This is a genomic window from Stenotrophomonas sp. CS3K5 (assembly GCF_059515225.1).
This window is the reverse complement of sequence record NZ_JCAKRX010000007.1, coordinates 164,446-187,902: the sequence shown is the minus strand read 5'-3', so window position 1 is coordinate 187,902 and position 23,457 is coordinate 164,446. Positions and strand designations below refer to the sequence as shown.

Annotated in this window: 20 protein-coding genes; 12 read left to right on the top strand and 8 right to left on the bottom strand. The window is 61.2% G+C overall.

All coding sequences use genetic code 11. The features are described from left to right. Positions 1–33 precede the first annotated feature (33 nt). The 5 genes from AC5YGJ_RS12535 to AC5YGJ_RS12515 all read left to right on the top strand — a co-directional run bounded on the left by AC5YGJ_RS12535 (position 34) and on the right by AC5YGJ_RS12515 (position 6,144). A complete protein-coding gene (locus tag AC5YGJ_RS12535) occupies positions 34–1,431 on the top strand; it encodes a PepSY-associated TM helix domain-containing protein (protein WP_496186711.1) in 1,398 nt (465 codons plus the stop codon). Between the two features lie 58 nt (positions 1,432–1,489). Next, complete coding sequence (locus AC5YGJ_RS12530; RefSeq protein ID WP_496186746.1) at positions 1,490–2,197, top strand: superoxide dismutase; 708 nt, start codon at positions 1,490–1,492, stop codon at positions 2,195–2,197. Between the two features lie 40 nt (positions 2,198–2,237). Beyond that, on the top strand, positions 2,238–4,376 hold the full coding sequence (locus tag AC5YGJ_RS12525; RefSeq protein ID WP_496186710.1) for a TonB-dependent siderophore receptor: 2,139 nt from the start codon (positions 2,238–2,240) through the stop codon (positions 4,374–4,376). Further along, positions 4,376–5,305: an alpha/beta hydrolase gene (locus AC5YGJ_RS12520; RefSeq protein ID WP_496186709.1), complete on the top strand. Its 930-nt coding sequence runs from the start codon at positions 4,376–4,378 to the stop codon at positions 5,303–5,305. The genes AC5YGJ_RS12525 and AC5YGJ_RS12520 overlap by 1 nt, the downstream gene beginning before the upstream one ends. A gap of 236 nt (positions 5,306–5,541) precedes the next feature. Next, a complete protein-coding gene (locus tag AC5YGJ_RS12515; protein WP_496186708.1) occupies positions 5,542–6,144 on the top strand; it encodes a tyrosine-type recombinase/integrase in 603 nt (200 codons plus the stop codon). A 122-nt stretch (positions 6,145–6,266) separates the two neighbouring features. Here the strand turns inward: AC5YGJ_RS12515 and AC5YGJ_RS12510 are convergent, their stop codons facing one another. From AC5YGJ_RS12510 to AC5YGJ_RS12490, 5 genes are all read right to left on the bottom strand, one after another. Next, on the bottom strand, positions 6,267–6,959 hold the full coding sequence (locus tag AC5YGJ_RS12510; protein ID WP_495221348.1) for a TIGR02391 family protein: 693 nt from the start codon (positions 6,957–6,959) through the stop codon (positions 6,267–6,269). Positions 6,960–7,171: 212 nt separating this feature from the next. Further along, positions 7,172–7,330, bottom strand: coding sequence for a hypothetical protein (locus tag AC5YGJ_RS12505; protein ID WP_208081717.1), 159 nt, complete (start codon positions 7,328–7,330; stop codon positions 7,172–7,174). Positions 7,331–7,758: 428 nt separating this feature from the next. Continuing rightward, entirely contained in the window at positions 7,759–8,505 is a 747-nt protein-coding gene (locus AC5YGJ_RS12500; RefSeq protein WP_496186707.1) for an SDR family NAD(P)-dependent oxidoreductase, read from the bottom strand. A gap of 547 nt (positions 8,506–9,052) precedes the next feature. Continuing rightward, complete coding sequence (locus AC5YGJ_RS12495) at positions 9,053–9,532, bottom strand: DMT family transporter (RefSeq protein ID WP_115875139.1); 480 nt, start codon at positions 9,530–9,532, stop codon at positions 9,053–9,055. An 8-nt stretch (positions 9,533–9,540) separates the two neighbouring features. Further along, positions 9,541–10,938, bottom strand: coding sequence for an amidohydrolase family protein (locus AC5YGJ_RS12490; RefSeq protein ID WP_496186706.1), 1,398 nt, complete (start codon positions 10,936–10,938; stop codon positions 9,541–9,543). A 139-nt stretch (positions 10,939–11,077) separates the two neighbouring features. Between AC5YGJ_RS12490 and AC5YGJ_RS12485 the strand changes: the two genes are divergently transcribed. Both AC5YGJ_RS12485 and AC5YGJ_RS12480 read left to right on the top strand, forming a co-directional pair. After that, positions 11,078–11,983 (top strand): LysR family transcriptional regulator, encoded by a 906-nt coding sequence (locus tag AC5YGJ_RS12485; protein ID WP_496186705.1) that lies wholly within the window; start codon positions 11,078–11,080, stop codon positions 11,981–11,983. A gap of 395 nt (positions 11,984–12,378) precedes the next feature. Continuing rightward, complete coding sequence (locus AC5YGJ_RS12480) at positions 12,379–13,161, top strand: hypothetical protein (protein ID WP_496186704.1); 783 nt, start codon at positions 12,379–12,381, stop codon at positions 13,159–13,161. A gap of 305 nt (positions 13,162–13,466) precedes the next feature. On the opposite strand, the gene AC5YGJ_RS12475 is transcribed toward AC5YGJ_RS12480, so the two are convergent. Further along, a complete protein-coding gene (locus AC5YGJ_RS12475; RefSeq protein ID WP_496186703.1) occupies positions 13,467–13,637 on the bottom strand; it encodes a hypothetical protein in 171 nt (56 codons plus the stop codon). Between AC5YGJ_RS12475 and AC5YGJ_RS12470 the strand changes: the two genes are divergently transcribed. The 5 genes from AC5YGJ_RS12470 (at position 13,636) to AC5YGJ_RS12450 (ending at position 20,513) form a co-directional block, all read left to right on the top strand. Continuing rightward, positions 13,636–17,406 carry a YobI family P-loop NTPase gene (locus AC5YGJ_RS12470; RefSeq protein WP_496186702.1) on the top strand — a complete coding sequence of 1,257 codons (3,771 nt, stop codon included), beginning with the start codon at positions 13,636–13,638 and terminating at the stop codon, positions 17,404–17,406. The two genes, AC5YGJ_RS12475 and AC5YGJ_RS12470, sit on opposite strands and share 2 nt — an antisense overlap. Before the next feature lie 444 nt (positions 17,407–17,850). After that, positions 17,851–18,426 (top strand): OmpO family porin, encoded by a 576-nt coding sequence (locus tag AC5YGJ_RS12465; RefSeq protein ID WP_057496450.1) that lies wholly within the window; start codon positions 17,851–17,853, stop codon positions 18,424–18,426. A gap of 162 nt (positions 18,427–18,588) precedes the next feature. After that, a complete protein-coding gene (locus tag AC5YGJ_RS12460) occupies positions 18,589–18,912 on the top strand; it encodes a hypothetical protein (protein ID WP_496186701.1) in 324 nt (107 codons plus the stop codon). A 114-nt stretch (positions 18,913–19,026) separates the two neighbouring features. Then, positions 19,027–20,001, top strand: a complete 975-nt coding sequence (locus AC5YGJ_RS12455; RefSeq protein WP_496186700.1) for a Dyp-type peroxidase — start codon at positions 19,027–19,029, stop codon at positions 19,999–20,001. 98 nt (positions 20,002–20,099) lie between these two features. Beyond that, positions 20,100–20,513, top strand: a complete 414-nt coding sequence (locus AC5YGJ_RS12450; RefSeq protein WP_279920564.1) for an energy transducer TonB — start codon at positions 20,100–20,102, stop codon at positions 20,511–20,513. Positions 20,514–20,619: 106 nt separating this feature from the next. Here AC5YGJ_RS12450 and pnuC read toward each other — a convergent pair whose 3' ends face one another. Both pnuC and AC5YGJ_RS12440 read right to left on the bottom strand, forming a co-directional pair. After that, complete coding sequence (gene pnuC, locus AC5YGJ_RS12445) at positions 20,620–21,201, bottom strand: nicotinamide riboside transporter PnuC (RefSeq protein WP_309336366.1); 582 nt, start codon at positions 21,199–21,201, stop codon at positions 20,620–20,622. Then, on the bottom strand, positions 21,198–23,387 hold the full coding sequence (locus AC5YGJ_RS12440; RefSeq protein WP_496186699.1) for a TonB-dependent siderophore receptor: 2,190 nt from the start codon (positions 23,385–23,387) through the stop codon (positions 21,198–21,200). Before AC5YGJ_RS12440 ends, pnuC begins: the two co-directional genes overlap by 4 nt. Positions 23,388–23,457 lie beyond the last annotated feature (70 nt).

Below are 23,457 nucleotides of genomic sequence, written 5' to 3'. Positions count from 1 at the left end.
CACGCTATCGCTCCCCCTGCCGCCGCGGACCGGATGCGCTTTTACCGTGCAGTGTGGCGGTGGCATTTCTATGCCGGACTGTTTGTCCTGCCCTTCATCGCCTGGCTGGCATTGACCGGCGCCGTCTACCTCTACCAGAAGCCCATTGATCGTTGGGTCCACGCAGAACTGAAGGTGGTCGAGCCCGCTGATGCGCAAAAGGCAGCGCCCAGTGCAGATATAGCCGCCGTGCAGGCCCTGACCGGGGGCGATATCTTCCGCTACACCACACCGGAACGTGCCGATGGCAGTGTGGAGATTGGCGTCATAGAAAAGGATGGACGCCGACAGGTCTACTACGTGGACCCCGGCACATCGCACGTGCTGGGTCATCTGCCAGAGAAGGGCACGTTCTCGGGCGTGGTCCGGCGCCTGCACAGCCTGGATCTGCTGGGAAGCTATGCCAGCGCACTGATCGAGATCGCTGCGGGCTGGGCCATTCTGCTGGTCGCCACGGGTGTCTATCTGTGGTGGCCCCGTGGACAACGCGGTGGTGTAACCACCGTACGCGGGCAGCCGGGCCAACGGCTGTTCTGGCGGGACCTGCATGCGGTGACAGGCGTGTGGGTGGGCCTGGTACTGCTGTTTCTGGCGGTCACCGGCATGCCGTGGTCGGTGGTGTGGGGCAAGCAGGTCAACGCCTGGGCCAATGGCCAGGACTACGGTTACCCCGCCGGCGTGCGCGTGGACGTGCCCATGTCGCAGCAGCGCCTTACCGACACCACGACCCCCACTTGGTCGATGCAGCAGGCCCAACTGCCCGTCTCCGATGCGTCGCACGCCCGCCACACGGCGAAGCCTGGCAACGACGGCCATGAGGGACATGCGGGGCATGGCGGGAGTGCTTCTGGCGAACTGTCGCCGCAACCGGTTGCCATCGGCATCGATGCCGCCATCCACGCATTTGAACGCTTGGGATTGGCACGCGGCTACAGCATCAGCCTTCCGCGTCGACCGATGGGGGTGTACACCGCCTCGGTATATCCCGAAGCGCTGGACCAGCAGCGTGTCGTGCACCTGGACCAGTACAGCGGCAACGTACTGCTGGATATGACCTACGCCGACTACGGCCTGCTCGGGCGCGGCCTGGAATGGGGCATCAATGTGCATCTCGGGCAGGAATACGGCACGGCCAACCGCTTGTTCCTGCTGATCGCCTGTTTGGCCATCGTGCTGCTGTGCGCCAGCGGCGCGGTGATGTGGTGGAAGCGCCGCCCGCTCGGCGGCCTGGGCGTTCCGCCGCTCCCACGAGAGGGCCGCAGCGTTGCCGGCGTCTTTGCACTGTTGTGCATCGGCGGCCTGATCTTCCCGCTGGTGGGTGCCTCGTTGTTGCTGGTGGGGTTGCTTGATTTCCTGGCCACCCGCGGCTGGCGTACGCAGCCCGCCTCCTGATTCGTTGTTCAACGCCCAGCCGGGCATCGTTTGTTCCCCTCAACGGAGACATGACCGCATGAACTTTTACTCCCTGAAATATCTGCTTGCCACCGCGCTGCTTGCGCTCTCCGGCATCGCTTCCGCAGCCGATGCTGCAAAGACGCCGTTTGCGCTGCCGGCCCTGCCTTATGCCACCAACGCACTGGAACCGGCTATCGATGCGCAGACGATGGAGATCCATCACGGCCGACATCACAAGGCCTACGTGGATAACCTCAACGCCAAGGTCAAGGATTTCCCCACACTGGCGAGCGCATCGCTGGAGGATATCCAGCGGAACATTTCGACGTACGACACGGCGGTACGCAACAACGCCGGCGGCCACTACAACCACAGCCTGTTCTGGACGCTGATGGCACCTGCTGGCCAGGGCGGCACGCCGTCGCCGGCACTGCGTAGCAAACTGGTTGAGACCTTCGGCTCCGAAGAAGCGTTCCGCACGAAGTTCTCGGAAGCGGCTACGAAACTCTTCGGCTCCGGCTGGGCATGGTTGATCGTCAAGGTCGATGGCTCGCTGGCCATCACCACCACCGCCAACCAGGACAACCCACTGATGGATGCGGTGGCGGAGCGTGGCATCCCCGTTCTGGCGCTGGACGTCTGGGAGCACGCCTACTACCTGCACTACCAGAACAAGCGTGCCGATTACATCAAAGCGTGGTGGCCGCTGGTCAACTGGCAGCAGGTCAATGCCCGCTATGACGCAGCCTCCAGCAAGCGCTGAGCCCCCCTTTTTGCACCACAGCTAAAACTCTAAAGCTGACATGACCCCTGGAACCCTCATCAGCACCGCCATCGTCATGGCACTGGCCTGCGCGGCGCCGTCGGCCTTCGCCGTAGAAGATGCGGTGCCTCCCGCGTCGCGTGCGTCCAATGAAGCGCCCAGCTGGACGTTGAAGCCGGTGGAGGTGACCGCCACGCGCGGCACCTACGCCGCCTCGACCACGTCCGCCGCCACCCGCACCGATACGCCCATCACCGAAGTTCCCCAGTCGGTGCAGGTCATCACCAGCACCCTGCTGCGCGAGCAGGACCGGCGCACACTGGGTGATGCACTGGTCAACGTTTCCGGCGTTACGCCCACGCGCTCGGACGAGAACCTGTTCATTCCGCCTATCGTGCGTGGGTTCCCCGCCGAGGTCTATCTGGACGGCTTTCCGCTGTTTGCAGGCAACCAGCAGGCCTACGACCCCACCGGCATGGTGGGTATTTCCAGCATCAGCGTGCTGAAGGGGCCCAGTGCGACGCTCTATGGCGGTGGTCTCGGCACGCCGCTCGGCGGCGTCATCAACATTGAAAGCGAACGCCCGGACCCATCGGCGTCCAGCGGCTACGTCGCATTGCGCGGGGGCAGCTTCTCCACCTGGAACCCCTACGCGGATATCAACGTTCCGCTGTCTTCTACTGTCGCAGCGCGGATCAGTGCGGAGTACCAGAAGAACGATAGCTGGATCGATGAGGTTCATGGCGAACGCTGGTCGTTGCAACCCAGCCTGCTCATGCAGCTGAGCGACGCCACCGAGTTGCTGCTGCAAGGCCAGTTCAACCGGCGTCGCGCTCTGGAGTATTCCGGCCTGCCCGCTGATGCGGCTCTGGCCGGCATGCTGGACCGGAACGCCTTCCCCGGCTCGCCTGAGGGCCAGCCGTTGACCAGCAACGACAGCAGGATGGGCACCGCCACCCTGCGCCACGCATTCTCTGACCGCGTGGATCTGACTGTGACAGCGCGCTACTTCCGCGGCAAGGTCGATGAGAGTGGCAGCTTCGTCTTCCCCGGCCTGGCGCCCACGGACACGGTTGCACCCGAGTACGACGTCTTCCCGATCACGATGGTAAACCGCACCAAGGAAGCCACGCTGGATGCCAACCTCTCGGTCAAGGCAGACATCCTGGGCGGCGAGCACACCCTGCTGGGCGGCATCAACTACGACTGGACAAGCTTCTACAGCGGCATGGGCCTGTTCATCAGTGATAGTCCTTCCGGCGTGATCAACCTCGCAGATCCTCGTTACATGCTTCGCTATACGGCGCAGTTGCCGGTCAACTCCTATACCGATGATCGCTTCACGACCATTGCCGGCTACATCCAGGACCAGGCCACCTATGGCCGACTGCATCTGACCGGCGCCCTGCGCTGGACATCGCTGAAGTTCGTCGAAAACAGCAATATCGGTGTGGCCAACGACAAGACCTTCAGCCATGTGTCTCCCCACTTCGGGGCAACGTACGATCTCGCTCCCGGCATCGCCCTGTTTGCGGGCTACGCGACCGCCTTCCGTGCACCATTCGGCTTCATCGGTCTTGCAGCGCCGGAGCCTGAAACGTCCACCAACATGGAAGGGGGCTTGAAGCTGTCACTGCCTGGGCGTGGACTTTCCGGCACCGTCGCGGTATTACGGCAGAAGCGCGAGGATGTGGCGGTATCGGACCCGGACAACGTGGGTTACTACATCCAAAGTGGCCGCCAACGGGCACGCGGGGTGGAAATGGACATGGTATGGGAGCCCACGCCGGCCTTCTCCCTGCTGGCCAACTACGCGCACACCAGGACGCGGGATGAAGGCGCCTCCCCTGGAGATCGCGTGGCCCGCGTTCCGGACAACAGCGGGCGCCTTGCGGCGCGCTATCGACTGCTCGAGGGACCGGCAAAGGGACTGGCCTTCGGCGCGGGGGTCACCGCCGTCAGCGCCAGAGAGCTGACGCTTCCCAACACCCTTGCGGCTCCCGGCTACGCCGTGTTCGACGCCCAGGCGTCCTACGACTTCGGACGGTTCACGCTCGGTCTCTCGCTGGTCAATCTCACCGGCCGTAAGGCGTGGGATCCATACTCGTACATGGGCTACGCCGTCGTAGCACCCAACCAGCCCCGCTCGGCATTCGTCACGCTCAGAATGGACCTCTGATGGAAAGCCCCATTAAGCGGTGGCCCGCTGTCGCCGCCTTGCTGTCGGCCGTTGTCTGTGCTTCTTCTGCTATCGCATCACCAGCAGCGTCAACCGGTGGCGTGGTCATTTCGCTGTATCCGGCTGGCGCGACGCAGCCGCTGGGTGTGCAGGAGCTGCACGACACGTTGGATACCGGCGAGACACTGATCTACGACGTGAGTGAGCCAACCCTGGAGATGTACCGGCCCGCGCCCGGCAAGCAGAATGGAACAGCGGTCATCGTTGTTCCCGGGGGAGGCTTTGTTGCCCTTGGCTATGTTCGCGGCGGCACGGATGTGGCCCGCGCTCTGGCCGAGCGTGGCATCACTGCCTTTGTGCTGAAACACCGCACAGTGCGCAGCGGCGATGGACCGATGCGCATTCCCGCGGTGCACATGGAAGAGATGGAGCAGGTGATGTCACGCGCCCGGACGGGCTCGCCCGTTGAGATGCCGCCGTTTGCCGGAGAGCCAAAAGCCGTCGAGGACGGCGCGCGCGCCATGACCATCGTGCGGCAGCGTGCTGGTGAGTGGGGCGTCATTCCAGACCGGGTGGGCATGATCGGTTTCTCGAGCGGCGCTTACCTGGCTGCAGATCTTGCCATCGGCCCCAAGGCGACACGTCCGGACTTCGTAGGGCTCATCTACGGCGGTCTGCGCACACCCGTGCCTGCAGATGCGTCACCGGCATTCATTGCCGGCGCTGCTGACGACGACTATCAGCCCAACGATCCCATTCTGCTCTACAGCGCATGGCGGGGTTCTGGCGTACCAGCGGAGCTGCATCTGTACGAACGTGGAGGGCACGGCTTTGACCTTCACCCGAAGGGCGTGACCAGCGATCTCTGGTTCGGTCAGTTCATTGCGTGGATGCAGGTGCGGGAGCTGATGCCAACGTCGGGGAGGTGAAGGCTCTGCAACGCATCCTGGCAAAGAAGCCATGGAAGTCCGTCAGGGGCTGGGTAGTGATCGGGTGCGTAATGCTGCACGCATCTGGCGCACTTCGGCTCCGAAACTGCCATCCCCCCAATCCCGAGAGATCCTCCTGGTCGCTGCGGTAGCGATGTCCGCTTTTTGATCCCGGCCAGCTTGAGCTGATGCCGCAAGGAGAAGGCACGCTGGATGCTCCATCACTGGAGCATCCTATGTCATCTCATTTCACGCCGTGGAACAAAGGAAAGTTGGTCGGTCAAAAGGCACCGCTCAGGCTTAGCGACATTTGGTCGATCAGAGTGCGCCTACAAGTTGCAGGCCGCACTCGTGATCTGGCGCTGTTCAACTTGGGAATCGACTCGAAGCTAAGAGGCTGCGATCTGGTCAGCCTACGGCTTCGAGACGTATCGCATGGTTCGGCCATCGCCAAGAGGGCGATCGTTCTGCAGCGCAAGACGGGAAGACCAGTTCAATTTGAGCTGACGGAGTTAACGAGAGCCGCGCTCGCCGAATGGGTCCGACGAGCTCAGCTAGGTTCGGCATCCTATTTGTTCCCAGGACTGAGGGATGGTCACCTTTCCACCCGGCAGTACGCACGCATTGTGGGCTCATGGGTTACGGCTATTGGACTCGACCGTAACAGCTACGGTACCCACAGCATGCGACGGACCAAGGCATCATTGATATACCGGCGTACCAAGAACCTGCGCGCTGTTCAAATCCTCCTGGGCCACACCAAACTTGAGAGCACAGTGAGGTACTTGGGAATTGAGGTTGAAGACGCGTTGGAGCTGGCGGAGCAGACTGAGGCCTGAGGCGGAAAGTATCTAAACGAACCGCGGCCTCCTTAGGGTAATTTGGAGGCCGCTTTCGGCCAAAAGCGACCGTCGACGTTTGAGTTACCCCGACCCACGAGGGGGCTCGACTTGATAGATTCCTACGCCAGCTTTACCGACGCGGTAGCGATAGCCTCAATGTCTAGAATGATCGTGTTAGCCATTTCCAAAATGGCTCTGGTCTGAGCCAGGCCGGGTTCAACATCGTTGTGAGCTATCCGGTTGCGGTAGACGCCGTAGAATCCGCTGATCAAGTTTCGCATTGCCTGCTTTTTCGGCTCGTCAAGCGCCACTGGAATTTTCCCACCCCTGCCAAATACGAGATTGACAAGCTCGTCGCCGTCAATTTCCTCTGCGACGCCGAATGCGCGACGGAGTCTGTCCGTGAGAATGACGAATATCTTGCGCATTGCCGAGTCATAATGCGCGCCATTGATCAGAGGAACCACGCCATCTTTTAGCTTCTGATCATAGTGCTGATACTCGTCAATGACCTCCGCGAGGTTCCGAAGTGCGGTTGGCAGGTCCCAGAACACGATGTCCCGGATGTCGCCTTGGCACGCATCTTTGTCATTCTGGTCCAGGTAGTACTTAAGGAACTTCAAATGCCTGCCGAGATTTCCGCATTGATTCCAGTCCAGCCCCGTCACGTCTAGGAGCTTCAGGCACTCATCGCTGAGACTCTTTTGGAGTGCAAGAAGCTCTGGCGCTTCGGCGTCAGGGTAGACATTGAACATCTCTACCGCCTTGTCGTATGCCTTCACGTACTGCTGAACACCATTCGCTAGGGACATATGGGCTCCAAAGGCTCAACGGCTGAATTATGCCGAGCCGAGAAGCGGCTGCGGCTTGAATGAACTGTTAGGCCGCACCGGCCTTTCTCATCAGGTCCTTGTAGTCGTCTTTCATATGCTGATTCCGAGGCAGAACAGGAGTAGGGGTTCGAAATACCTCCTCTGCAGTTCCGGCAGGAGCTGAGTCCAGATCACGGGCAGGAGTCTGCCGATCAAAAGCGTCTTGTATAACGCTCGGGCAAAGGATCGCATTCCGGCAACGCAGCGAGGTACGCTTCAAGAGCATCAATAGACTGCGAGTAATGAATCGCCATATCGATCATCTCAAGCCCATGAAATGATCCTGTATTCCAGATCTTGTCGCTTTCCATGCTGGTGAGCTTCCGGCCCAACTTCGCCTCCATTGCCGATTGCGTTGCCGCAGACCAAAGCCGATTCTGTTCCGATGGAGTGGTCACTACGAAGTCCCAAGTTTCCGACGTGGCGAAACAACTATGCCCTTGCTACCACTCCTGAGCAAGCCGCGAGCCCTGGAGGGAAGATTAAAACTGAATTGGGTGACTGGTGCATCGGCAATGTCCGCTTCCGGCCAGAAGCAGACTTCCGGCTACCGTTGAAGAATCTCTCAAATCCGCATGCCTGCTCATCATCCACCTGCTGGAAGCAGCAGACAACGAATGCTCTGATATTCACATGGGCTCACCTAGGAGGAATGCTCTGACCGGCAGTGACGATCAGAGCAGTTGGTTATTTTGTGCTGCCAAGGAAAGCCGGATGAGCCGATCTTAGCAGGCAGGGACTACGTCCCCGCGCCGCCGGACACAAGGAGCGTTACGCCCGTGATGAACCTGGCGTCCTCCGAGGCCAGAAAGACTGCCGGCAAAGCAACATCGTCGGGCTGCCCCGCACGTCCCAGAGGCGTCATGGCGATCAATTGCTTCTCAAGGTCCGGATCGCCCAACGCATCAACACCTTCGGTCATGATGAGACTGGGGTTGATGGCGTTCACGCGGATGTTCCTGCTGCCCAGCTCCTTGGCCAAGGATCTGGTAATGCCATCTACCGCGCTTTTTGAACTGGCGTAGACGGAGGCCATAGCCGGGGATGTGACGCTCGCGGTGGAGCTGATGTTGATGATTGCCCCTCCCGCCTCAGGGAACAGTGGGAGGGCTGATCGCGTCGCCTGCAGGACGCCCAGTACATTGATGTCATACATCCGCCGATAGGAGTCAGCAGTGACTTCTTCAAGAGCAGAGAAGCTATACACGCCGGCATTGTTTACAAGTATGTCAACGCAGCCGAACTTCGCCTTCACTTCATCAAACAGGGCATCGACCTCAAACTCCAATGCAACGTTTGCCGGAAGTGCAATTGCTTGACCTCCCGCGTCGACAATTTCATTCACCACCTTCTCTGCGCCATCGCGGCTGCTCACATAGTTGACAACCACTTTGGCACCTGCCGCAGCCAGTTGTTTGGCGATAGCTGCGCCAATACCCTTCGAGGCCCCGGTGACAACAGCGACTTTGTCTTTCAACTTTTGCATATCATTTTCCTTAGGGTGTAATACCGATGGAACTGAGGGATCGGCCCTCGTGTGCAGGGGGCTTGAAAGCTAGGACCGAGTGGTCCACTTCTGAAGCGTTCCGAACTTGACTGGAATTTTGATGCAGAGCAGGTCCAGCTTTCCTGGCGTGACCGCGTGAATCTGTGAAAGCAGCCAGTCGGTAAGACGCTCGCCGTTGAACCTTCGTGTCTGCTGAGTGAGAAACGTCAGCTGGCAACCCTGGACGTTGTTCATGTTGGTGGCCCTTTCATCCTTTCCAGCGTTGCGCGGCGGATACGCATTCAACGCCACTACCGTTTCGGAACGGCATCTGCAACCAGCGACAGGCCCCTCGTCACCGCAGTTCGCTCAGCGTCCTGCATGCGGGTGTACTCAGGCGCGCCATACTCCTGCACGGTCACCTGAGGCGCGCAGCCCGCCAAGGTCCACGACGCGATGATCACAGAGCACCTGATTACGCGCAGCTGCCACGAGTGAGTGCTGATAGCCATGCCAGCCATTGGTGGATCCGCGTGCGGTAGATACCTCAGACCAACAGCCGCGACCAGCGATCTCCAAACAGCGAGATTGCAAGTCCGGCCAACATGACCAGCGCGCCTGCAAGCTTGATGAGGGAGACGGGACGATGGGCAGAGCCCATCAATGCGAAGTGGTCGATAGCCAATGAAGACAGCAGCTGCCCGGCGATGACCAGCCCCACCAAGGCGGCCATGCCGATACGCGGCACCAGGATGACGTTGCTGAGCAAAGCGAATGCGCCCATCACGCCCCCCAGCAACACCCAGGCCGGCTGCGCCGGGATGCCTGCAAGCAGACCGAGGGTGTTGCCCCGGACAAGACCGACGAGGGTGAGCGACAACAACCCGACCATGAAGGAGAAGATGGCGGCTGCAACAGGATCACCGCCCAGGCCCTTTGCCAACTGACCATTGAACGTGGTCTGCAATGTGACGGCCATTCCCGCAACCATTGCCAACGGAAAGGCCCAGGCACCGAAGCTGTTCATGTTCACTCTCAGTGATTGGATAGAACCGGGAAGGAAGTGCCGAACACGTCCGGCGTGTAGCCGGCTGCCGAGAACAGGTGCGCGCAGGATTCGTCCACCGCAGCGCGCAACTTGTCCATGTCCAGACCGCACATTTCGCCGCCCCGCTTCAGCACCCGGCCGCCGACCATCACTGTGTCGATGTTGCTGCGCTCCGCTGCATGCACGACCGTTCCGAATGCATTGTTGGACGGATACAGGTTGATGTCGCCGGTGCGGAACAGCACGATGTCGGCCTGCTTGCCCGGCGTCAGGCTGCCAATCCTGTCCTGCAGCCCTGCGCAGGCCGCGCCATCAAGCGTGGCGGCCTCAAGCAGGCGGTGGGAATTGAGCGGATCCTGCGGGGTGCCGGCGCTACGTGGGGGGCGTGCATTGACGCGCAGCACGCGCTCCAGGTAATAGGCCACGCGCATTTCCATGAACATGTCGCCGCTGTAGGACGTCTCGTTGTCGACGCTGAAGCCGGGGCGCAGGCCGTGCCGGATCGCCGCATCCCAGGCGAACATGCCATCTTCGATGCCATAGTGGGCGTCGGAGCGCGGGCAGACATTGATGTGCACACCGGCATCGCGAAGGATCTCCCAACCCTCGTCCTTCAGGCAGGTGCAGTGGTTGAAGATGTTATCCGGACCCAGCAGCCCTTGCGCATGCAACTGAGGCAGCTGGGCGCCCATCTGTTCACCGAAGAACTCAGTGACGATCGGGATGCCCAGGCGGCGCGCTTCGGCCCAGAGCTCCGGCTCGATGTTGGCCATGGTCGCCAGTGTGACCAGGTCGTTGGCCGGGTCCTTGAAGTACTTTTCCTGCAAGCGGGCAAGGTTTCCCGGCCAGTGCGCGCGGTCCCAAGTGCCGGACACGGGAGCGCCTGATGCGTGCAGCGCACGGATACCGGCATCAAGCAGGGCTTCAACCGACGCATCGGAGTGCGCGGCTGTGCGGCTGTTGTGGGAGTTGTCGATGACCGTAGTGATGCCTGCATCAATTGCGCCTAGCGCCGACAGCAAGGTGCCGACATACATGTCCTGCGGCCGGTAATGCTTGGCGAACGAGAAATGCGTGGCGTTGGAGTAGTGCTCCAGCGTCTCGGCGTTTGAGTTGATCCGACGCAGCTGACCCTCCCAGGCGTGACGGTGAGAGTCCACCATGCCCGGGATGGCGATCGTGTCCTTGGCATCAATGACGAGCGCGTCCTCGGCGCTCAGGTTCTCGCCAACGGCAGTGATGGTGCGCCCCGTGACAAGGATGTCGCCCTTCACGAGGTTGCCCACAGCCTGGTCCATGCTGATGATGGTTGCGCCGCGGATGAGCGTCCTTTCGGCCGCTTCGGTTGTCGGTTGCTGAAGAATGTCTCGCGGGAGGGTGCTCATTGGGCAAGCTCGATTTCAGGACTGGGGTGAACTCTATGCCCCGCTGACCCTGCGAAAAAGCCATGCTCTTCGTTTTTATTATTCGTAAAACGCGCATAATTGGAATAGAGCTAACCGTCAAGCGTAGGGTGGAAGCGAAATGGACCGGATTCTGGCGATGCAGGCGTACGTGCGGGTGGTGGAAGCGAAGAGCTTTGTGCGTGCCGCCGAGGCCCTCTCCATCCCCCCCTCCACCGTCACGGGCTTGATCAAGGGCTTGGAGAAGCACCTGCGCGTCCGCCTGCTCAATCGGACCACGCGCAGCGTCAGCCCCACTTCGGAAGGCGAGCGCTACTACCTGCAGTGCCGCGAGATCCTCAACCAGATCGAACAGGCGGAAACCGGCCTGAGGTCGTCGCCACAGGACCTGCGGGGGCGGTTGAGGATAGATATGCCAGGCGGCCTCGCGCACTCGATACTCCTCCCAAACCTGGACAGCTTTCGCCGCCAGTATCCCGGGGTCCATCTGATGATCGGCGTGGGCGACCGGCCGGTCGACCTCGTCCAGGAGGGTGTGGACTGCGTGATCCGGACCGGGCCGCTGGAAGACTCCAGCCTCGTAGCCCGGCCGCTGGGGAACTTCCGCTGGATCACCTGCGCCGCGCCAAGCTATCTGGAGGTGTATGGCGTCCCGCGATCACTTGAAGACCTCGCCGGGCACCGCGCAGTCCACCATTTTTCCTCTGGTTCGAGGGGCGGTGGCAGCCTGCTTTTCTCAGTTGATGGGAAGAGACAATTGGTACCTGTGGAGGGCTCGGTTGCCGTCAATGAGACCGAGCTGTACATCAAGCTGTGCATGAAGGGATACGGCCTGGCACAGTTGCAAAGCGTACTGGTCGAGAAGCAGTTGCAGGATGGCAGCCTGGTTGAGGTGCTCAAGCGGTGGCGTCCGCCCTCGGTGCCGGTTTCGATCCTGTACCCGCACCACCGTTATGGATCGCCCATCGTCCAAGCATTCATAGCTTGGGCTACAGAGCTTTTCTCCGCCAAGAGCGAGAACGCATAGAGCGCGAAGTCAGCCGTGGCGTCCAGAGATTCCGAGGCAGTGTCGAGCATCTATCTCTCCGGTGGACTGCTGGAGACAGCGCTTCCCTAAGACAGATGCCTTCCGGAAGCCGCCGGGCAAGGCGTCCGCTTCCGGCCAGGAGCAGACGTTGAGCTAAGAGCGCAGAGCAGCGAGCGTCAGGCGGGGCGCAAGGATCCACGCCATCGGGAACTATGCGGCCGGCAGTGCAGGCCGAATTCGCAATATACTGGCGAACCCCGCCTTCCTCTGGGCACATCTGTCGATGTGCCCAGAGGCTGCTCCTCGAGCTGCCCCCCTCAGACGAACATTGCTAAGATGGTGGAGGGCCGGGGAGTTGCCTGACAACTCTATCTTAATTGACACAGGTAGGCTACGTGACCACCCTGATATGCTGGTGTGGCCTTGATTCAAGGGCTCCATCGTCACTCTATGTTGCAACCGACAGTCGATTTTCCTGGTCGTCAATAGCCAAATGGGACAGCGGGAGAAAGCTTTCGGTTCGATCGGGCGATGCAGCAATCCTGGCGTTCGCGGGCGACGTTATCTTCGGGCAGAACCTATTAGTCGGGTTAGGTGATGACGCGCTCAATGACGCTCATCTTGAAGATCGCCTGTACGAGCTGTCTGACGACTTTCCGCTCGGATCGCTAGAGGGCACAACATTTGTTCTTGCTCGCCGGTTTGGCGAAGGCATGGAGCTGCAGTTTTCCGTTACTGCATATGAGTACGAAAAGGGACTGTGGAGCATCCGTAACCATCCGATACCAAATGCGCATTCAGGTATTGTCTGCGCATATGGATCTGGGAAGGGCGTAGCGCTTGGCGAGCTTGGGAAATGGGTGCGGCAGTATGTATCAGGTCGAACTAGCCGCAGTGTTTTCTCATCATTTTGCGACGCGCTGAGAAGCGGGAAAGATCCACAAACCGGCGGCGCACCTCAGTTGGCAGCCATATACCGAAAAGGTCCCGCGAGGGAGATAGGAATCATCTGGGATAACGAACTCCACATAGGCGGGCTCCCGCCACCTAAGGGCATGGATCTGACGGCAATGGCGTGGCATAACGAGCTGTTTGAAGTATGCGATCCAAGCACGCGGTCCCGGCAACTTAACGCACAGCCTCATGCCAAACGAGTCAGCCCGGTACGCAGCACTTAGAAGGGTCGCTGCGTGCGTTCGCTCAGGTTGAGAGCGGCGTGCAAACCTGCTGACACTGGTACTAAGGCTGGGAGGCCAGCGTCCGGCCAGAAGCTGGCCTCTTGCGCCCCACAAGCATTGTCTATCCACGACTGACCTTCAGTCCACCGTGGTACCGCAGAGGTGAGAGATGAGGGACGGGCGAATTCCGGCGTTAGCCGGATCGAAGCCAACGATTTGAAGCTCTCCTGGATCCTTGAGCACGCTCTGCGCCTTCTGGAATCCAACTGGGGACGGCAAGCCGCCCGCCGAGGGGCGCTTGGAGTTCAATGATTTAGCTCGTTTGCCGTCATGATCAGGGACTCAATGAAGCCGTCCCAGCGCGCCTGAAAAGGCGCCCCCATGTTGGTAGCATGCATTGGCTGACGTGATGGCGCTGCAGCCCTATCGCCAAGCGATACCTCACCCATACACATCTGCTCCGACAGGATGTCCATGAAGCAATCCCACTTCGATACCACTCGATCAAGCGCTGCCGCCAGCCCCCCGTTCGGCACTGCTTCTCACGACGAGGAAGTAACGGATGGCACGTCAAGCAGCGATGGAATGCCCAAGCTAACGCCGCTGACGCCAGAGTTCTCAAAGTCGGATCACACGCCCTACGTAGACGCGCTCACGGATGCCCTGGCCGCCCCCCAGATCCGTAACATCGCCCTATCAGGGACTTATGGTGTTGGCAAAAGTAGCATTCTTAAAGAGCTAGTGCGTCGCAATGAGGGGAAAGTGCTCGAACTCTCTCTCTCAACGTTAGCTCCGTTCGAGACTGTTGCAGATCAAGGGACGCTACCCCCACAGGCGATAACGCCGACCAATCGGATCCAGCAGGAGATCGTCAAGCAGCTCCTCTACCGTGAAGAGCCAAGAAACACGCCGGGCTCCCGCTTCCAGCGTATCGAGCGCTTCAACTGGTCCCGAGAGCTGCTGATCGCATTGATCTTTGCACTGATCGCGGTTGTAGCATTCCTACTAATCGGCTGGGCGGATCAGATCGCTAAGGTTCTTCCTTTCGGGACGGTAATGGGCAATGGCATCTACTTGGTGCTGGCCCCGATCTTCATGGGTACAGCGCTGACTCTGAGGAAGCTTTTCCACGGCCGGCTTCGGATCAAGGAGCTCTCTGCGGGGGCGGCGACGGTCACGTTGGATGATCGGTCGGTATCGTACTTCGACCAGTACCTGGATGAAATCGTCTATTTCTTTGAGGTGTCCAAGCGGAACATTGTTGTGTTCGAGGATATCGACAGATTCAATGATGCGCACATATTTGAAACGCTCAGATCTCTTAACACTCTTCTGAACGTTTCGCCACAGATCGAAAGTGAGATCAAGTTCATCTATGCGATCAAGGACAGTATCTTCGATCAACTTGGCCTGCAGCAGCAGGGTCGGCGCCTTGAGAGTGATCTACTGGCAGCTGATGACACCGCACTCGCCGAGACAGTTCGAGCCAACCGGACTAAGTTCTTTGACCTAGTGATTCCGGTTGTCCCCTTCATCACGCATCAGAATGCGCGAGATCTCACGACGCGTTTGCTGAAGGAGATCGAGCACAGCATTGAACCGAGGTTGATTGACCTTGCCAGCAGGCACGTACCCGAAATGCGTCTACTAAAGAATGTGCGCAACGAGTTTCTGGTCTTCCGGCATCAGATCCTGAGGCCGGCTAGCCGCCTGAAGCTATCGGAGACTGAGCTGTTCGCTCTGATGTTGTACAAGAGCACACATCTAAGCGATTTCGAAGCCATTCGTCTTGGCGAGAGCAAGCTTGACCTTCTCTACAACCATGGTCGCAAGATCGTGGCCTTCAACATTGATCGCTTGGAAAAGGAGCTATCAGCCACTCACCGACGGGAGTCATTGGCAAACGGGCTGCAGGCGCGAAGCGAAGAACTGGGTGAGGCATTGCTAGGCATCGGTCAGATGCTGATGCGCGCTGCCTCCCATCACGTCACCGAGGGGCCATTCGAGCTCTCGGGAGTCTCGTACTCAATTGCGGCGTACAAGGGCGTTGACTTCTGGCAGAGTTTTCAGGACGCCTCTATGGAGAGTGTCATCACGTTTAGCGTCAGAACCGATCACTACAACCGCACTCAGATACTGTCGCTGAAGAAGAGTGACATTGTGCGATTGCTCGGTGATCGCTGGAAACCAGAGCAATGGAGTCAACTGGACGCTGATGCTGAGGTCGCGCGGCGTACTCAGATCCATTCAGATCTAGTCGAACTCCGTGCGGCGGACATGTCCCAGCTCCTTAGTCGAGAGGATTGGGTTGCCCCGCATTCGGATCACTCGATGTCATTGGATGCCCTGGCACAGAAAGTGTTGAAGACTGGCTTGGCCTATCATCTTGTCCGCGCCGGGTATATCAATCGAAACTTCAACCTTTACACCTCCGTCTTTCCTGGCGATCGTGTTGGCGCCGCAGCGATGAACTTCCTTATTCATCATGTACAGCGCAACACGATGGATGAGCACTTCCATCTCGAGCCAGATGAGGCAGATGAGGTTATCGGTGAGTGCGCCGTGGCGGACTTTGGAGAGGCGGGCCTCTACAACGTCAGCGTCTTGGAGCGTCTGCTGAACGCCGGAGAACGCAACCCGGGGCACACAGACATCCTCTCACTTCAGATAGCTTCGCTCACGAAGATGGGGGGCGACCAACGGCGCTATCTCCAGGCGATACTGGCTGGAAGTTCCAAGAAGGATGCAGTTATCAGGCTTCTAACTCCCATCTATGATGGGATTCTGATCTACCTCTCCAGTGAGGTTGACGTCGAGGAAAGCGCCCGGTTGCAGCTTATTGGCGTAGCACTGGAGAGCATGAGCGGTAGGTTTAGATACTCACTTGATGCTGCGTTCATCGCTTACTTTAGGGCGAACTATGCGGCTATCCCTTCGCTTGCTAGCGAGGAGCTGGATGACCGCTCCGCGAAGGGAATAGGCTCTATTTTCCTGCGCTGCGAACTCAGCGCATCTCATCTAGGCAGCCTGGCGCCAGCGCTGCGGAGCAACCTGCTTACTCGGGGCCTCTATGAGATCACGCGTGAGAACATGGCCTCCATCATGGATGGTGGGTCTGTTGCCCTAGACGCCATTCGTTCAATGAGCGATTTTGCCTACGATCACATGATCGGCCATCTGCGTCAGTACCTCGATGCAATCTCGCCTTCGGACTTCAGCATCGATGTCAGCTCCAACTATCTGCAGATCTTGTCGCAAGTGGCAGAGTCCGCAGACGCGGACCTAGAGACAATCGGTGTCCTCATCTCACGTGCTTCTCCTGACTGCATCATTGAAGATCTCGGTGATGTGACCTCGCACCTTTGGCCGCTACTGGCGCAGAACATGAGATTCAAGGTATCGCTGTTCAACCTGATTGCATACTTGGATGAGTTTGAGGCTATCGACGCGTCCTTGGCCGTCACTCTGCTGAAGACCTCATCAATTGCTGGGGTTGAGGAGGTGGAACTTGAGGACAGGCAGAGAGTTGCCAAGGTGATACTGGCCGCGAATGACGTCCTTACTGCGGAGCGGCGCGTGGAACTGGCGACCATGCTGGGCCTGGAGGCACCACTGCCGGTAAGCGATCTCGTGGTTGAGAGTGGTGGGCTGTTCGGGCTTGCCCTGAGGGCGAAGCTGATCGAAGACACAAAGGAGGCCTACCTCGCCTTGGAGGGTATGGACTGGGCAACCCGAGCACATTACATCCAACGTTCGCGAGGCTTTGGGGAGTTCATGTCGCCCAAGGTCATCGGGAACGATCTGGCTGATTTTCTGCAAAGCGCTCAGGTTCGCAAAAAGCTGAAGAGTAAGGTTGTAGAGCAGATCGAGGCCTATGCACCCTCTGCAAACGATGCGGGAATTCAGCAACTGCTGAAGGGGGCAATCGAGGCTGGTTTGAGCATTCCTCTGAATGCCATCGAACGATATGCGCGCGTACCGAGAGTCTCTCCGGCGGTGGTCTTCGAACTTCTGGGGCCGCACCTGGCCACGATTGAGCTTGAGAGGCTGCTACCAATTCTCCATAGCCTGCAAGGTGTCTACAGTGAGCTTGCAGCGAGCGGCGCCGGTAGGCCACTACTTCCCGACGATCCGTTTGTTCGACCGGTCCTTGGCGTCCTGAAGGACATGGGGGTCCTCAGCCAGTTCTACGACGATAACAAGAAGAAGAGGAAGGGCATTCGAGCGATCAAGAGGTACGCGTAGATCTGGATCTCGCGGACGCCAAGGTAGCCCCTTTTAGAACCGGTCTTTGCCTCACCTTGAGGCCCAGAAGGTCAGGGCACTCGACCCATCCGATCGGCGATCTCGTACGCTGGGTACGGGACTGTTAGACGTCGCTAGTCAGCCTCGCCCAGTGTGGCGAGCCGGGGACCAGTGTTCGCGGACCCTGATCCAGGCTCGCATTTGTCCCCATAGTCTGTGTAGGTGATTGCTCCCATAGTTTGTGCAATCGACACGAACTATGGGGGCATGGCTACTACGCCGCACAGAGTTCCCTGAACGCCAGCCTTATTTATATACCAGTCAGTTCAATATTCAGGGTCGATTAGACCCCCTAACGGATAATTCACACCTGTCGACCGCCTCCTCTCTCTCCCCCTCCCGGGAGGCGGTCGGCGAAACCAAAATAATTAAAGGTGTGTCCCGATGAACAAGAATTCGCTGCTCGCCCTGGGTCTTCTGGCTGCTCTGCCGTTCGCTGCATCGGCAACCGACGGCCTGTCGTACAACTACGTTGAAGGCGGCTACGTGAACACCGATGCCAAGGGCGGCGACGCCGACGGCTGGAAGGTGAAGGGTTCGGTGGCGGTGCACCCGAACTTCCACGTCTTCGGCGACTACAGCGCCCAGGAGACCGACAAGTTCAAGAATGACGTCGACCAGTGGCGCCTGGGTGTCGGCTACAACTACGGCATCGCACCCAACACCGACCTGGTGGCCCGTGTTGCGTACCAGAAGTACGACGAAAAGCGTGGCTTGGACTTCAACGGCTACTCCACTGAAGTGGGCGTGCGCACCGCGTTCAACCCGTACGTGGAAGGCTATGTGCTGGCCGGCTACGAAGATTTCAGCAAGAAGCACGGCATCAACCCGGACGGCGAGTTCTACGGCCGTGTCGGCGCCACCGCCAAGTTCAACCAGAACTGGGGCCTGAGTGGCGAAGTGAAGCTGGCCAAGGCCGGCGACCGCGAGTGGTTCGTGGGCCCGCGCTTCACCTGGTAACAAACGCCTGTCGTTAGTGCGTGTTGTGCTGGCGTGTGACTCTCTCTCTCTCCCATACGCCAACCGAAGCCCGGCCTTGCGCCGGGCTTCACTTTCTCCGGGACCCCTGAGGCATCGGTCATGCGCGGGCATACCGTGAGCCCACCGGACAGCGGATTCCGCATGCAGACCTCCCTTTGCGCTTACGTGCAGCAGGCCGATGGCAACACCGTGCAGGTGGTGCTCGTGGATGCCACCGCGCAGCCGGCGCTGGGTGCGCTTGGTTTTCAGGGCGTGCCGCCGATCCTGCATGCCTGTGTCGCAGACGATGCTGCCAAGGCCCGCATGTTCGTCGCGTTGCGTGATCTGGGTGTGGCCTTCTCGGCGGGACGCGAGTGGTGCCCGGCCGAGGTGTTCGCCTGGCTGCGCGAACGCGACCTGCTGGAAGGCGCGTACCTGCGCATCGCCTGGACAGGCCCGCAGCAGTTCCAGTTGACCCGGGCGTAGTGCGGCGCTGCTGGCAGCGGAACGAGAACCGCTCCGGCCGCGCGCAGGTGGTTCGGCTATGATCGCCCGCACATCGCCACGCGATGCGCCCGCCTCAAGCCAGCAGGAACTGCCGTGAACTCCCAGCCCGCACCGATCACCGCCCTCAACCACACGCTCGACAACGAGCCGCAGCAGATCACTGCGCCGCTGACCCACTCGGCCGCGTTCCTGGTGCTGAAGGTGAAGGATGACGATGCCTCGATCGCGAAGGCGCGCGAGGTGCTGGCCAGCACCGATGACCTGATCAAGAACACCGCCATCCGCGAGATCGAGCGCACCTTCACCTGCAACGTGGCCATTGGTCATCGCGTGTGGCAGCCGCTGGTGGGCACCACGCCGCCGCGCGAACTGCACCCGTTCCGGGAGATCAAGGGCGCCACCCACACCGCGGTGTCCACCCCGGGCGACCTGCTGTACCACATCCGGGCGCGCACCATGGACCTGGTCGTGGCGTTCGAGCGCAACCTGCTGATGGCCTTCGGCGATGCGGTGGAGGCGGTGGATGACGTGGCCGGTTTCCGCTACTTCGATGGCCGTGACCTGCTCGACTTCGTCGATGGCACCGCCAATCCGGAAGGGCTGTCGCTGCCGGAGGCGACGATCGTCGGCGATGAGGATCCGGACCATGCCGGCGGCAGCTACGTGGTGGTGCAGAAGTACCTGCACAACCTCGATGCCTGGCGCGCACAGAAGACCGAGGCACAGGAAGCGATCATCGGCCGCACCAAGCACGACAACATCGAGCTGGACGACGCGCCGGCCGATGCGCAGAAGTCGCACAAGACGCTGTGCACCATCGAAGACGCCGACGGCGAGCACGAGATCCTGCGCGACAACATGCCGTTCGCCAATCCGGGCCGCGGTGAGTACGGCACCTACTTCATCGGCTATACGCGCCGCCTGTGGGTGATCGAGACGATGCTGGAGCGGATGTTCATCGGCCATCCGGCACCGCTGCACGACCGCATCCTCGACTTCTCCACTGCCGTGACCGGCGGAACCTTCTTCGCGCCGGCGCGCAAGGTGCTGGCCGACCTGGGCGAGTGATCGCCCTGTTTGTCGCCGTAGCGTCGAGCTTGCCGCCATCTGCCTGTCATCTACCGCGCCGACCATGACGCGCTGGATGCGAGTGGAGGAGGCCGGCGATGGCTGCAGCAGGACACAGGAACGGCGCACGCCGCTGGTGGCGGCCGCTGGCTGCTTTGTTCGGTGCGCTGGCACTGGGCAGCGGCAGCGTGTCCGCGCAGGAGGCACCTGCGCACTGGATGGCCTATGCCGCTGCCGTAGGTGGGCAGCTGCAGCAGCGCCTGCAGCAGGAACAGGACCCGCAGGCGCAGCGTGTGCTGGCGTGGCTGCAGGCGCACCCGGACATGCCGGCACCGCTGCCGGTAAGCCTGTGGATCACCGCCGATGGGCGCATTTCGAAGCTGGCATTCGACAGCCTGGGTGATGCCCAGGTGGATGCCGATCTGCGCGCGACGCTGCAGGCCAGCCCGTTGCCGGCGCCACCGGCGGACATGCGCCAGCCGCTGCGCCTGGGCTTGGTGCTTACCCGGTAGATCCACGCCACGCGTGGATGTGCTGGGTAGATGCCGACCTTGGTCGGCACGCACGCCAACCAAGGTTGGCAACTACCGGTAAACCCCATCCACGCACGGCGTGGATCTACCGGGTTGCTGCCTGCGGTGCGCGTGCCGCCGCCTGCCACGCGCGCAGGCCGAACACGGCCAGGCCAAGGAAGAACACGTACAGCGCGGCGGTCACGTGCAGTGACTTGAACAGATAGGCACCCACATACACCACGTCCACCGCGATCCACACCCACCAGCAGGCGGCGTGCCGGCGCGCCTGCCACCACTGCCCGACCAGGCTCAGCCCGGTCAGCAGGGCGTCCAGCCAGGGCAGCGCGGCGTCGGTGAAGCTGTGCATGACCGCCCCCAGCGCCAGGCCGCCACTCACGCCGATGGCCAGGTCGCGCAGCAGTTTGCCGCGCGCCAGTGGCACGATGCGGATGCTGCCTTCGTCGGCCGCATGCTGGCGCCAGTTGATCCAGCCATAGACCAGGAAGCCGCCGAAAATCACCTGCAACAGCGTGTCCGAGTACAGCTTGGCTTCGGCGAACACCAGCCCGTACAGCGTCACCGACAGCAGGCCGACCGGCCACGCCGACAGCCGGCGCCGGGCCATCAGCCAGACGCCCAGCACGCTGCACAGCGCGGCGGTCCACTCGAGCGCGGCGCCGCTCACAGCGCGAAGGTCACCGACAGGCGCGCCTGCCGCGGTGCGCCGGGGAACAGGTAGTAGTCACCGCCGCTGCTGCCGGTATCGCGCCAGTAGAAGCGGTTGAACACGTTGTCCACTGACAGGTTCCAGGTCACCGCGCGTTCGTGCAGGTGATGCTGGAAGCGCAGGCCGGCATCGAACACCGAATAGTCCGGTGCGCGCACGCCGCCATCGGCACGCGCGACGTTGGCACCGGCGTAGCGCCAGCCGCCGGTGACATCCAGGCCCTGCGCGAACGGCAGCGCGTAGGCCACATGCACGCTGGCGCGCACCTTCGGCACATTCACCAGCTGATGGCCTTCATAGGCCGGTGTGTCGGTATCGCGTGCACGCGCCTGCAGCACGCTGGCACTGGCCACGATCTGCAGTGCGTCGGTCAGCTGGCCATTGGCGGTCAGCTCCAGGCCGGTGTGGGTCTGGGTGCCTTGCTCGACGAAGGTGTAGCCGACGTCGCTGTTGTCGGGCTGGGCGTACTGGTAGGGCTGCGAAATGCGGAACAGCGCCGCCCCCAGGGTCAGTGCTTCGACCGGCACGTACTTCACGCCCACTTCCAGCTGCCGCGACTGCACCGACGGCAGGAAGGTATCGGCGTTGCTGGTCCAGAACGGCGCTTCCTGGCCCAGCGAAATGCCGCGCACGTAGCTGGCGTAGGCGTTGAGCTGGTCAGTGGCCTTCCACACCAGCGCGGTCTGCGGCAGGAAGCGCGACAGGCGGCTGTGGCGCTGCGGGTTTCCGCGCTTGTCATACGCACGCTCGTCCAGGCGCACGAAGCGGCCGCCGGCCAGCCACTGCCAGTCATCGCCGAGGCTCATCCGGTCCAGCGCGAAGAAGGCGGTCTGGCGGCTGTCCAGGCGCCGTGCGGAGGGGCCCGGCATCTTCGGCGACGGTTCAAACACCGGCACCGGCGCTTCGTGGATGTTGCTGGTACCGACGTACTCGTTGACGCTGGGGCGCTTGTCCACGGTGCGGCGGAAGTAGTCGGCGCCAATAGTCAGCTGGTGGCCGACACTGCCGGTGTCGAAGCGGCCGCGCAGTTCGGCGCGCGCCTGCTGGTTGCGTCGGGTGTCGTCCGGGCTGCGGTAGTCGTAGATGTCGTAGTCGCCGTTGGGTGCGAAGTAGTTGCCTGGCACGCTGCCATCGGCGCATTGCACGGCGTAGTAGCAGCCGTAGGCGAAGGCGACGTTGTCATCGATCACCGAGCGGCTGTGGCCAACCGAGACGCGCGACTGCCAGGCGTCATTGAAATCGTAGGTGTGCAGGGCGGTGATGTTGGTGCTGGCGATATCCACCGGCCGCTGCCACGGCTGGTAGCCCAGCAGGTGCTCGCGGTCGACGCCACGCGGCAGTTCGCGTGCGCCCAGCAGCTGGTAGCCCGAGACCGAGCGCTGCGAACTGGTCTGGTAGTTGGCATCCACTTCCAGCTTGCCGCGTTCGCCGATCAGCCAGTCGGCGGCCAGCGAGTAGAAGTTGCGGCGGCCATCGGCGTGCTCGACATAGGAGTTGCTGGAATCCCAGGCGGCGTTCAGGCGCAGGCCGAAGCGCTGGGTGATCCAGTGGCCGACATCGACGGCGACGTAGCGCGAGCCTTCCGAATCGGTGCCGAGCGTGGCGGTGCGCACTTCGGCCGGACGCTTGCCGATGTAGTTGATGATGCCGCCCGGCGCCATCACACCGGCAGCAAGCCCGGCTTCGCCCTTGAGGATCTCCACCGACTGCACGTTCTCCAGTGCCAGGCGCTGCTCGCCGGCGATGGACAGGCCGTTGAAGCGGTAGCCGGTGGCCGCGTCCAGCGCGAAGCCGCGGATGGCGATGTTCTGGTAGTAGCCCACCGGCGCATACGCATCGCCCAGCGAGGCATCGTTGCTGGCCAGCTCGGACAGCGTGCGCACCTGGCGACGGTCGAGGTAATCGCGTTCGAGCACGTTCACCGAGGCCGGCGTGTCTTTCCAGCTGCCGCCCCCGAAGGCGTTGACACGCGAGGTATCGGTTTTCGGCTTGCCGGCCTGCACGCGCACCGCCGCCAGTTCGGTCGGCGAGCGTTCGGCGCCGGTGGCAGCCGCACCGGGGGAGGCATCGGCCTGGCTGGCATGCAGCGGCAGCGCGGCACAGAGGGCGAGGGCGAGCAGGGTGGGGCGCAGGCAGCGGTTCATTCGATTCGTCTTCGGACAACAAGGGAGACGAAGCGACGGCGCGCAGGTGCACCGGCCCGGAACGGGGGTG